Origin of the sequence: Streptomyces sp. NBC_01317 (assembly GCF_035961655.1) — a bacterium.
GTDB lineage: Bacteria > Actinomycetota > Actinomycetes > Streptomycetales > Streptomycetaceae > Streptomyces.
Map to the genome: position 1 here is coordinate 5,339,244 of NZ_CP108393.1, position 12,015 is coordinate 5,351,258.

The 12,015-nt window shown below is 65.8% G+C and carries 8 protein-coding genes, 1 tRNA gene and 1 pseudogene; 9 read left to right on the forward strand and 1 reads right to left on the reverse strand.

Features of this window, described 5'->3' with window-relative positions; genetic code table 11:
* The first annotated feature begins 10 nt into the window (after window positions 1–10).
* The 7 genes and pseudogenes from OG349_RS23110 to OG349_RS23135 form a co-directional block, all read left to right on the forward strand.
* On the forward strand, window positions 11–2,332 hold the full coding sequence (locus tag OG349_RS23110) for a hypothetical protein (protein WP_327236416.1): 2,322 nt from the start codon (window positions 11–13) through the stop codon (window positions 2,330–2,332).
* Entirely contained in the window at window positions 2,301–3,026 is a 726-nt protein-coding gene (locus OG349_RS23115) for a hypothetical protein (protein WP_327236417.1), read from the forward strand. The genes OG349_RS23110 and OG349_RS23115 overlap by 32 nt, the downstream gene beginning before the upstream one ends.
* A 46-nt stretch (window positions 3,027–3,072) precedes the next feature.
* Entirely contained in the window at window positions 3,073–4,248 is a 1,176-nt protein-coding gene (locus tag OG349_RS23120) for a glycoside hydrolase family 3 N-terminal domain-containing protein (RefSeq protein ID WP_327236418.1), read from the forward strand.
* 60 nt (window positions 4,249–4,308) lie between these two features.
* Window positions 4,309–4,671, forward strand: coding sequence for a hypothetical protein (locus OG349_RS23125; protein WP_327236419.1), 363 nt, complete (start codon window positions 4,309–4,311; stop codon window positions 4,669–4,671).
* A gap of 729 nt (window positions 4,672–5,400) precedes the next feature.
* Complete coding sequence (locus OG349_RS23130; RefSeq protein WP_327236420.1) at window positions 5,401–6,714, forward strand: AAA family ATPase; 1,314 nt, start codon at window positions 5,401–5,403, stop codon at window positions 6,712–6,714.
* Window positions 6,711–7,346: an RloB family protein gene (locus tag OG349_RS34870; RefSeq protein WP_442806296.1), complete on the forward strand. Its 636-nt coding sequence runs from the start codon at window positions 6,711–6,713 to the stop codon at window positions 7,344–7,346. Before OG349_RS23130 ends, OG349_RS34870 begins: the two co-directional genes overlap by 4 nt.
* Before the next feature lie 452 nt (window positions 7,347–7,798).
* A pseudogene (locus tag OG349_RS23135) lies at window positions 7,799–8,020 on the forward strand (site-specific integrase); the annotation flags it as partial.
* Window positions 8,021–8,091: 71 nt separating this feature from the next.
* Here OG349_RS23135 and OG349_RS23140 read toward each other — a convergent pair.
* A tRNA-Cys gene (locus tag OG349_RS23140) sits at window positions 8,092–8,163 on the reverse strand.
* 203 nt (window positions 8,164–8,366) lie between these two features.
* Between OG349_RS23140 and OG349_RS23145 the strand changes: the two genes are divergently transcribed.
* Entirely contained in the window at window positions 8,367–9,824 is a 1,458-nt protein-coding gene (locus tag OG349_RS23145) for an MFS transporter (RefSeq protein ID WP_327236421.1), read from the forward strand.
* A gap of 180 nt (window positions 9,825–10,004) precedes the next feature.
* On the forward strand, window positions 10,005–11,792 hold the full coding sequence (locus OG349_RS23150; protein WP_161307414.1) for a DEAD/DEAH box helicase: 1,788 nt from the start codon (window positions 10,005–10,007) through the stop codon (window positions 11,790–11,792).
* The last annotated feature ends 223 nt before the right edge of the window (window positions 11,793–12,015 follow it).

Sequence of the window (12,015 nt, forward strand, 5' to 3'; positions counted from 1 at the left end):
CGGAGCGATCATGTTGACCTTCAACGATGTGTACCTGGCCCCGCTCGGCAAGCTGAAGACGGCGGCGGACGACTGGTCGGCGATGACCGGCAAGTTGGAGAAGCTGGCCGAGGACGCGCGGACGACGATGGCGGCCAAGGCCAGGGACGACCTCTGGCAGGGCGCGAACGCCACGGTGACCAAGCCGTTCATCGACAAGACCGCCAAAGAGTTCGACGACGCGGCGAAGGCCGCCAAGGGCATCCAGCTGATCCTGGAGGACGGCCACAGGGCCTTCAAGAAGGCCAAGGACGACCTCAGGGCGATTGTGGAGACGGACGCGCGGGCGCAGTACCTGGTCGTGGACGCGGCCGGAAGAGTGACGGCGGCCCACCCCGTGCAGGAGAGCGTGGGCGCCCGTCACGATCCGGACTACGCCGACATCCTGCGGAGCCAGAACGCCAGGATCGAGGCCCTGCAACGGCGTATCGACGCCATTGTGGAGACGTGCGAGGACGCCGACGTCGCAACGGCCAACGCGCTCAGGGCCAACATCACCGGCGACCGGCACAACTTCAGCGCCCCCCAGTACGAGAGCCTCGACGCCGAGGAGGCGCGCCGCGCCGCCGACCTGGCGAAGAAGGGCAGCGACCTCACCCACACGGAACTCCGCGCGCTCAACGAACTCCTCGCCGACAACCACGGTTCGAAGGAGTTCTCCCGGGGGTTCTACGACGGCGTCGGAGGGCCGGAGAAGGCGCTGGAGTTCTTCGGGCGGCTCTCCACCGACACGTACGACTACACCGAGCAGGACAAGGAGCGCCTGGCGGACGTCCAGGCGCTCCAGCGGAACCTGGGTCTGAACCTGGCCACGGCGACCACGTCGGACGACACATGGGCCCGGCAGTGGGGCGACGAGATGCGGAAGCTCGGGACCGAGCGCATTCCCCTGTCGAAGAACGACTACAGCGGTCCTTACGGGTACCAGCTGCTCGGCGGCATCATGCGGTTCGGGAACTACGACGCGAAGTTCCTGAATCCGATCGCGGAGCACGTGACCCAACTGCACGCGAAGGACCCGTACCTGTTCGCCGGCAACAAGAGCGATCTGAGTAGCGACAAGTACCCGTTCAACCCGTCGGGGAAGAACGGCGCGGGATACGACCCGGTGATCAGCATGCTGGAGGCGCTCGGGCACAGCTCCGACGCGTCGAAGGAGTTCTTCTCCGCCACGCCGCGGGCGTACGACGAGGACGGAGTGCTGGTGGGAGGCCTTCCCAAGGATGCGGACGGCAAGGAGCTGACGAGCTACCTCGACCACTTCGGAAACAAGGACTACGAGTCCTTCCCCGACATCACGGGGCACAGCCCGGACGACGCCGAGAAGTCCCTCGACGACATGCCGGACGCTTTCGGGCACGCCCTGGAGTCCGCGACCCTCGGCCACGCGTGGGACGACCCGCATCCCCGGCTGGTCAGGGACGAGACCTCCGCCGGGATCATGGAGCAGGTCGTCGAGAAGTACGGCGGCGATCCCGCGCTGCTCAAGCAACAGGCGGCGATGGCCGACAGCCTGGGGAACATGGGCGCGGGATATGTCGACGACATCAACTGGGCGCTGAACGACAACGAGCCGTCGAGCTTGTTCTCACCGTCCAAGGACGCGTCGTCGCACGCGGTGTTCGGCCGGGACGGCGCCCGGGACTTCCTGAGCACCCTGGGTCAGCACCCTGACGCCTACGCGTCGGTGACCAACGCGGAGCGGATTTACACGGGGTCGGTGCTGGACGCGCAGGTACACGGGGGTGAGGTCGACTCGGGACGCGCGCGGGAAGCGGTGCGTACGGGCGCGGAGGTACAGGGCATGCTCGACCAGTCCAGGGCGGACCAGATCGGCGCCGAGGGTGCGAAGAAGAACGAGGACTACGCGAAGGCCATGGAGCGGAGGTCCGGCTGGATCGAGCTCGGCACGGGAGCGGTCGTCGGGGCGGGCATCGCTTTTCTTCCCATCTCCGCGCCCGTGGCCGGCCTCGGAGCCGTTCTGGTCCCCTTGGCGGTGGACACCGCCACCGGTGGCGTTGAGCAGTACGCCAACCAGATCCTCGGCGACTGGGCGGAGCCGTCGCAGGAACAGCACACGGACGATATCGACGAGCAGACCCGGAAGGACCGCGAGGCGGTGTTCAACGCCGGTGAACGGAATGTCGAAGCTCCGATGAAGGCCTTCCTCGCACACAACGGGATCGATCCGAACAGCGTACTCGGACAGGATCTGGAAGAGGCCGTGGACGGTGGATATCTCAAAGGAAAGGATCGGGAGAATGCGTCAGGGAACAGCCCCGAGACTGGCTGACAGGATGTGGGGGGCGATGCGCCCGGTCGCTCTCGGAGCTGTCTTCGGGGTTTCTCTCCTCGGATGCGGCGGCGACGGGGGTGGTGATGACAACCCTCCGGAACCGTCCTCGGCGGCCGGGACATGTCGCGGCGTACTCTCCGCTGAAGCGGCGACGGCACTTGATTTCCTGGCCGGGACCAAGTCCTTTTCGGCGGGGGACACCGAAAATACACCGGGGCTTCCGAAGGTGGCTGCCGAATTGTCGGACGATTACGAGCGTCTGGGCGGCAGTGCGAATCCTGATCTCGTTCCTGCTTGCTGGATCAGGAGGTCCGGAGGCGCGGTCGCCGCCGAGATCGAGTTCGGAATGGCCACGGAACAAGCAGTGGTCAGTACCTCGAAGGTGCCCAACCTCGTACATTACGACGCGGGGCGAGGGGCTTTCGCCAACAGCAAATTCACCTACCTCTACTTCGACTGCGTCGGTCCGAAGATGGCGGGGAGCTCCGACGGCGATCCGGCAGTGGTCTTCGGAAAGCTGCACAACAGGGTTCAGCCGGGCGAGGAGGACGAGCCGAAAGGCGGCCCCGGGCCGATCAGGGAGGCCAATCTCACCGTGCTGCACTCCGTGGCGTACAAGCTCGCGGAAGAGCTCGACTGCCGGGACGACGGCGGTCTCACGGAGAAGGTGACGCTGAACACTGGCTCCTGAGATTCCGCGGGGACGGTCGTAGGGTGCGGGGAGAGAGGAACTTCCCATGGACGCATCAGACTCGCCGCACATAGGGCGCAGGACCATACTGACCGGGGCGGGGGCGGCGGCCGCCGCGCTGGCGGTAGGAGGCAGGGCCCTGGCCGCGTCCACCCCTTCCTCTACCCCTTCCTCCGCCTCCACCTCGGCTTATCCACAGGCCGGGGCGGTGCCGAAGGGCCTGACCGAACGGCAGCTGGCGGGCCAGCGGGTGATCTACTCCTACCCGGGCCACACCCCGCCGGCCTCCCTGCTCAAGAAGATCAGCGCGGGTGAGGTGGCGGGGGTCATTTTCTTCGCCGAGAACATCACGAGCGCGAAGCAGTTGGCGACGGTGGTCAAACAACTCGAAAAGGCCAACAGGTCGAGCCCGGTCCGCCTCCCGCTCCTGCTCATGACCGACCAGGAGGGTGGCCAGGTACGGCGCCTCCCGGGCGCTCCCGCGCTGTCGGAGAAGCAGATAGGGCTGGCGTCCGACCCGGTGGCGGCGGCGAAGGCGGCGGGCACGGGCGCGGGGAAGAACCTCGCCGGGGCCGGCCTGAACCTCAACCTGGCCCCAGTGTTGGACGTCTACCGCAAGACCGGCGACTTCACGGACCAGGCCCAGCGCTCCTACGGCAAGAACGCGGCGCAGGTCGGCAAGCTCGGCGCGGCCTTCGTCACGGCCCAGCAGCACACGGTGGTGGCCGCGACCGCGAAGCACTTCCCGGGCCTGGGCGCGGCATCGGCCCACCAGAACACGGACCTGGGCCCGGTGACACTCACCCAGTCGCTGACGACCCTGCGAACCGTGGACGAGGCCCCGTACAAACAGGCCGTAGCGGCGGGCACACAACTCGTGATGCTGTCCTGGGCGGTCTACCCGGCCCTCGATGCCAAACACCCGGCGGGCCTGTCGGCCGCCGTGGTCAAGGAACTCCGCACCCACGTGGGCTTCAAGGGAGTCACGATCACGGACGCCCTGGAGGCCAAGGCACTCAGCCACACCCTCACCACAGGCGAACGCGCGGTCCTGGCCGCCGAGGCGGGCATGGACCTCCTGCTCTGCTCATCCCGAGAGGTGTCCCAGGGCGAGTCGGCAGTGACGTCCCTGACAACAGCCCTCCACAACAACACTCTCCCGACCACCCCCTTCCACGACGCGGTAGCCCGCGTGACAGCCCTCCGCGCGGCCCTGCGCTGACCGCTCACTCCACGTACCACGTTGCCCTGGCGGGACGGGGCGGGTGGCGAGACCCACCGGATGTGTGAGATCTACCTGCCGGAATCGACGCTGGTCGATGTCAGCATCGACGTGTCGCTGGAGGACGGCGACGGTGTCGGCGACGGGAAGTTCGCCGGCGCCTTCAAGCAGTACGACCTCGGGCGTGAAGGGCTTGCGTCTCCGCGGAAGGCGGTTCTCTACGCGGAGTGCGTCAGCGAGAAGTTCGAGGGCGGTCCCGTCATGCTGCGCGCGGCGCTGAACAATCGCAACGAACCCGAAGGGGACCCCGAGCAGCTGCGCAAGGCCAACCTGACCCTTCTCCACTCGGTCACGCTCGCACTCGTCAAGCGACTCGACTGCGAGGACCGGGCCGGGCTGCCGGAGACGGCGGGGTTGGCGTAGCCCGTGAACGCCGGTTGGCCGCCCCCGCGCACGGGGACGGCCGACCGCGTCGTGGAGGCCGTGGCGGGAATCGAACCCACGTAACTCGCTTGCAGGTTTGTCCCCGCAGGTCAGCACCGTGTACGCGGCCATTCATAGCCGTTCACGGCGGCGCCTGAGCGCCATCCCGAGTCAGGCCATGGACCCGCGCGAACGCCTCCGGACGGAGGTGAATGAGACGGGAACTGAGACGGCCCATGCATGTAGATGTGAGTGGCGCACTTCCCCCACCCCCTCATGCCTACGGCTGTCTCAGGTGGCGGCGACCTCTTCGTCCCGAAGCAACTTGGGCTGCTCATTCCTCTAGGGCTGTTGTGCCTGTCACCTGTGCTGATGGTCCGCCGACGCCCACGGTTGTACGCGGCTGTGCATCATTGTTGTCGCGCTCACCGCAGTCGCTCCATCAGCTCGTCGGCGGCTCAGAGACGTGCCTTGCGTATCGCTCGATGGCCTGGGGCACAACGCGCTGGGCAGCCTGGGCTTGCAGAGCTCCAACGAGTGCTCGGTGCGTTTCCATACCTTCGGACATGCCGCGCAGATCACCCTTTGAGACGCGAGGAGAAAACTGAGGCTCAGCCTTGACAGATTCAGCCTGGCTGTGAGGCAACATCTGGCGTACCGTTTGACACGCACCAGGGATGGTAATCGTCCCAGTGAGGGATCAAAGTGCACCCAGGGAGCGAGGAAGCCATGTTGCTGAGGTTCCGCGTCACGAACCACAAGTCCATCCGAGACGCAAGTGAGCTCGTTCTGACCAGGGCGGATTTTAATGCGGTTCGCCCGAAAAGTGGTGACTGGGGATCGGTCACCAACCGCATTGCTGGCCTCTTCGGGGCCAACGCATCCGGGAAAACAACGGTTCTTGATGCGATGTCCTTTGCTGTAAACGTGATTAATTCTTCAACGAACTGGAGTAACAGGGAGAACTTTCCCCACCAGCCTTTCATGCTTGACGAACATTCAAAGGGCGAGACATCGGCCTACGAATTCGATTTCACAGTAGGTGGAATCCGCCACGTGTACGGATTCGAATCCAATTCGAGCGGCGTCGCCTCAGAGTGGTTGAGTTCATTCCCTGAAGGGCGACGACGTGCACTGTTTGATCGGGCTGGACCAGGCCCGGAAGATATCACTTTCAGTAGAAATCTGAGAGGCGAGAACACGCGCATCGCTCGGCTTATGGCTGGTAAAAATCTCTACCTTTCAGTAGCCGCTATGGCGAATCACCCGCACCTCAAGGGTATTCATCACTACCTAACCCGCCACATGCGCTATGCGGCATTCTCTGAGATCAATCAACATGGAAGGATGAGCTCTGTAAAGAAGTGGATAGAAGATCCGGATATTTTGGCGCAAGCGCAGAGCTTGCTTCGGTTTGCAGATTTGGGCATCTCTCGTGTTTCTCTTGATAGAGTTGACGTAGACGAAAAGATGCAAAATGCGATGCGCAAAGCCATGCGCGCTCTTTTTGATGATGAGGAGAGTGAAGACGATCGCTTCGAGGAAATCTTTGAGGAGCAACAGAAGGTGATTTCCTTTTGGCATGAAAGTGGCGCGAGTTCCGGATCCCAAAAACTGGACATCGGCGATGAAAGTAGCGGCACCGTAGCGTGGCTCTCATTGGCTCTTCCGGCTCTGCGGGAAATTAGATACGGGGGCGTGCTGCTGGTTGACGAGCTCGATGCCAGCCTGCATCCTCGCCTGGCGTCTGCCCTTATTTCGATCTTCAAATCGCCAGAGGTTAATGCCCGCGGTGCGCAGATGATCTTTACTTCCCATGACACCTCCCTGATGGGTCATTTGTCAGGAGATAACCTCGAAACGGAGGACGTTTGGTTCTCGGAGAAGGTTGAAGATGGCTCTACCGCCATCTACCCCCTAACTGATTTCCCCGTAAAGAAGGACCAAAATATCGAAAAACGGTATCTCGGCGGGCGATATGGTGCAGTCCCGGCGATTGCCTGGGAAGAATTGCGTTCCACGTTGGCGGAGGTCAACGCGTGACTAACGGGAGACGCATTCGAGGATCACAGAGAATCGCCAAGTCGAAAAACAAGCGTGTCGAGCACAGGAAAATTCTAATTGCTGCCGAAGGAGTTAAAACCGAGCCGCAGTATTTTGAGAGACTCGCGAAAACCCTGAAGGCTAAGGCTGTGCGAGTCGTTAGCGTAAGGCCCGTCGGAGTGGGACGTGACCCATTAAGTGTGGTAAGGGAAGCTGATCGGCGGCGTGTTGTCGAGAAGAGGATCGGTGACCCGTTTGATGAGGTGTGGTGCGTTGTGGATGTCGATGACCACGCAAGCTTGGAGCGGGCTTGCGTCGAGGCGGGGCGACTAAGCATCGACATGGCTATTAGTGCGCCGAGTTTCGAAGTCTGGCTTCTTTGGCACTTTGAGGACATGGCGACTAGCTCTGACGGGCGTGCGCTGCACCGCACCCTAAAAGTCAAATGGGGATTTTCCGACAAGAGTATACCCGAAAGCTTCCCTTACGGAAATTATGACGTTGCGGCAAAGCGTGCTAGTCGGTGCGAAGAAGCTCGATTCAAGCATTCTCCACCTAACCCTTCGAGCTCCGTACCAGCTCTCATTGACGTGCTTATAAAAGCCTATACCGAAGAGGGGAATGAGAAGTAGTAAGGGCATATCGATCGACAACTCTCCCAGGCCCATCGCTCACCCGTGGGGCTCCCCGTCCATCCCGGAGTCTGAGCGCCTCCGCCGGAGGCATCGTCTTGAAGCCGCAGGCTTGGTTCTCGTCTCACGCCCCACGGGCCTACACAGCGGGCGCGCGTCGGCGGCGGCAGCGCCGAGCGGGCCGTAGGCAGGAGCGCAGCCGGAGCCGGGTGCCTTGACGAAGTAGGGAAACTTTTACCGCCAGCCGGGCAAGGTTTTTCAGGACGGCCGCCTCTGCCCCAACCACATCCCCCGCTGACCTGCGAACACGTGCCTGAGGCGTACCAATTGCCGCCCCTGAGCCGTACGCGGCCCACAGCACGAGTCTGCCTTCCGCCCTCCCAACCAGCGACTACCGTGATTGGCGGGACGCTCTCTTTGACGCGGTCTCCTGACGGAGGCGAAGGTACGGGACGGCCGCCACGGTCCTGCTCATCCTCGGTGTCCCCGAGCGCGCCGTCATGGGTCTCATGGGGTGGTCGACCACGGCCATGGCCGCCCGGTATCAGCACATGGTGGACGCTGTACGGACCGACATCGCGCGGCAGGTCGATGGTCTGATCTGGAAGCCTGAGACGCACCGGCCGGACGATGACGACGATGGTGCGGTCGGGGTCCTGGTACCGGCCAACTGAGACGGGCGACTGAAAAGGGCGGCACCCTGGATGGGCGCCGCCCTTTTCTTTTTGGCTGGTCAGGCCATTTGAGGCCGTGGCGGGAATCGAACCCACGTAACTCGCTTTGCAGGCGAGCCCCTGAACCACTCGGGCACACGGCCGTGCTCTCACTGGTCATGACCGTAGGCGCGTGGGTCGTCATGCTCAAGGGGCGCGGGGGGTGCGCAACGGGACTGCCACACTCCGTTCATGCGGGGCGGGGCGGTGGATCGGGCGGTGGGGTGGGCGGGCGTACGACCAAGGGACCAGGGGGATCAGTCCTCCGACAGGGATCAATGAGGCTCATGCCCCTTACCCTGGCCTTATGACCGCCCTGGAACCTGGCGACGCCACCGTCGTCTCCGCCGACCTGCCCGTACGAGAGTTTCCCGGTCAGGACGGGGTGCTGGGGCCGGTTCACCGGGCGCTCAGTATCGGGATCGTGTCCGTCGTGCTGCTCATCGCCTTCGAGGCGACCGCCGTCGGGACCGCGATGCCGGTGGCCGCGCGGGAGCTGCACGGGATCTCGCTGTACGCCTTCGCCTTCTCCTCGTACTTCACCACCAGCCTCTTCGCCATGGTCCTGTCCGGTCAGTGGGCCGACAGGAAGGGGCCCCTCGCCCCCCTCGCCACCGGCATCTCCGCCTTCGCCGCCGGGCTGCTGCTCTCCGGTACGGCCGGCACGATGGCGCTGTTCATCCTCGGCCGGGCCGTCCAGGGGCTCGGCGGGGGACTGGTCATCGTCGCGCTGTACGTCACCATCAGCCGCGCCTATCCCGAACGGCTGCGGCCCGCGATCATGGCCGCGTTCGCCGCGAGCTGGGTGATCCCGTCCGTCGTCGGGCCGCTCGCCTCCGGCACCGTGACCGAGCACCTCGGCTGGCGCTGGGTCTTCCTGGGCATTCCCGTCCTCATCGTGCTGCCGCTGGTCCTCGCCCTGCCCGCGATACGGCGCATGGCCTCCGGGCCCGCCGACGCCTCGGGGCCCGCGCCCGCCTTCGACCGCCGCCGGATCCGCCTCGCGCTCGGGATCTCGCTCGGCGCGGCGCTCCTTCAGTACGCCGCCCAGGATTTGCGTCCTCTTTCGCTCCTTCCCGCCGTGGGTGGGATGGCCTTTTTGGTTCCTGCCGTTCTTGGGCTGCTGCCGGCCGGTACCTGGCGCGCCACTCGCGGGCTGCCCGCCGTGATTTTGCTGCGCGGGGTGTCCGCCGGGTCGTTCATCGCCGCCGAGAGTTTTGTACCGCTGATGCTGGTCACCCAGCGCGGGCTGTCCCCGACGATGGCCGGGCTGTCGCTCGCGGTGGGTGGCCTGACCTGGGCGCTCGGTTCGTACATCCAGTCCAGGCCGCGCTTGGAGCCGTACCGGGTGCGCCTGATGACGGGCGGCATGGTGCTGGTCGCCGCGGCGATCGCGACCGCGCCGACCGTACTGATCCAGTCCGTCCCCGTCTGGATCGTCGGGGTGGCGTGGGGAGTGGGGTGCCTCGGCATGGGGCTCGTCCTCTCCTCGACGAGCGTGCTGCTCCTCAAGCTCTCGGCGCCCGAGGAGGCGGGCCTCAACTCGGCCGCGCTCCAGATCTCCGACGGCCTGTCGAACGTGCTGCTGCTGGCGGTGGGCGGTGCGGCGTTCGCCGCACTGGGCGGCGGCTCGGTGGGCGGCCACGCGGTCTCCACCGCGACGGGCTCCCACCCGACGGCGTTCGCGGCCGTCTTCCTGCCGATGGCCGCGGTGGCGCTGGTGGGGGTGTGGGTGGCGACCCGCGTGCGGCCCGTACGGACATGAGGGGCCGGGCGCTGCCCCCTCACGGCCACGTGGCGCTCCCGGTGTGACCCTCGCCGCACCCGTGCGACCCGGACCTCGTTCGTACGAGGATCTCCCCGGGCCCCCGATAAGGTGGCCCGGTTGTCGTACGTAAGCCCGCGCGGCGCGACCGCCCGTACACCCACGTCCGAACCGGAGACCGTGACTACTACCGCCTCCTCACACCACCTCTCACCCGCCTTCCCCGGCCGGGCCCCCTGGGGTACCGCCAACAAGCTGCGCGCCTGGCAGGAGCGGGCGCTGGAGCGGTATCTCCAGGAGCAGCCCAGGGACTTCCTCGCCGTCGCGACGCCCGGCGCCGGGAAGACGACTTTCGCGCTGACCCTCGCCAGCTGGCTGCTGCACCACCACGTGGTCCAGCAGATCACCGTCGTCGCGCCCACCGAGCACCTCAAGAAGCAGTGGTCGGAGGCGGCCGCGCGGATAGGGATCAAGCTCGATCCCGACTACAGCGCGGGTCCGTTGAGCAAGGAGTACGACGGCGTCGCCATCACGTACGCGGGTGTCGGCGTCCGGCCCATGCTCCACCGCAACAAGTGCGAGCAGCGCAAGACGCTCGTCATCCTCGACGAGATCCACCACGCCGGTGACTCCAAGTCCTGGGGCGAGGCCTGCCTGGAGGCGTTCGAGCCCGCGACCCGGCGCCTCGCGCTCACCGGTACGCCGTTCCGGTCCGACACGAACCCCATCCCGTTCGTGGCGTACGAGGAGGGCAACGACGGCATCCGCCGCTCGTCCGCCGACTACACGTACGGGTACGGGAACGCCCTCGGCGACGGTGTCGTCCGCCCCGTCATCTTCCTGAGCTACAGCGGCAACATGCGCTGGCGCACCAAGGCCGGCGACGAGATCGCCGCCAAGCTCGGCGAACCGATGACCAAGGACGCGATCTCCCAGGCCTGGCGCACCGCGCTCGACCCGCGCGGCGACTGGATGCCGAACGTCCTGCGCGCCGCCGACCAGCGGCTCACCGAGGTGCGCAAGAGCATCCCGGACGCGGGCGGGCTCGTCATCGCGAGCGACCAGGACTCGGCGCGCGCGTACGCCAAGCTCATCCGGGAGATCACCGGGGACAAGGCGACCGTCGTGCTCTCCGACGACACCGGCGCCTCCAAGCGGATCGACGACTTCACCCACAGCGGCGACCGCTGGATGGTCGCCGTCCGCATGGTGTCCGAGGGCGTCGACGTGCCGCGCCTGGCCGTCGGCGTGTACGCCACCACGATCTCCACGCCCCTCTTCTTCGCCCAGGCCGTCGGCCGCTTCGTGCGCTCCAGACGCCGGGGCGAGACCGCGTCGGTCTTCCTCCCCACCATCCCGAACCTCCTCGGCTTCGCCGGTGAGATGGAGGTCGAGCGCGACCACGTCCTCGACAAGCCGAAGAAGGCCGGCGAGGACGACCCGTACGCCGAGTCCGAGAAGGAGATGGCGGAGGCCGAGAAGCAGCAGGACGAGGACACCGGCGAGCAGGAGTCCCTGCCCTTCGAGGCACTGGAGTCCGACGCCGTCTTCGACCGCGTGCTCTACGACGGCGCCGAGTTCGGCATGCAGGCGCATCCGGGCAGCGAGGAGGAGCAGGACTACCTCGGCATCCCCGGACTGCTGGAACCCGACCAGGTGCAGATGCTGCTCCAGAAGCGCCAGGCCCGGCAGATCGCGCACAGCCGCAAGAAGCCCGACACCGAGGCCGACCTGCTGGAACTGCCCGCCGAGCGGCGGCCCGTGGTCTCCCACAAGGAGCTGCTGGAGCTCCGCAAGCAGCTGAACACCATGGTCGGCGCGTACGTCCACCAGAGCGGCAAGCCGCACGGCGTCATCCACACCGAACTGCGCCGTGTGTGCGGGGGACCGCCCAGCGCCGAGGCGACGGCCGGCCAGCTGCGCGAGCGGGTCAAGAAGGTCCAGGAGTGGGCCACCCGGATGCGGTGACTCCGCCGCCCGTTCCCTTCCCCGGGGCGAGGACTCCCCGGGGCGAGGACTCCCCGGTGTGAGGACCGCGCCGGGGAAGGGAGCGCGAACTCGCGCCCGATATAGGCCGACTGTTCCTCGGAAGTGCTTTTTCATTCCCTTTTGGGTGAGGAACTCGGCGTAACTCACCTCCCGTGCCCGGATTCTGGACGAGGTCTTCCGCTCAGCGGTGCCGATCGCTACT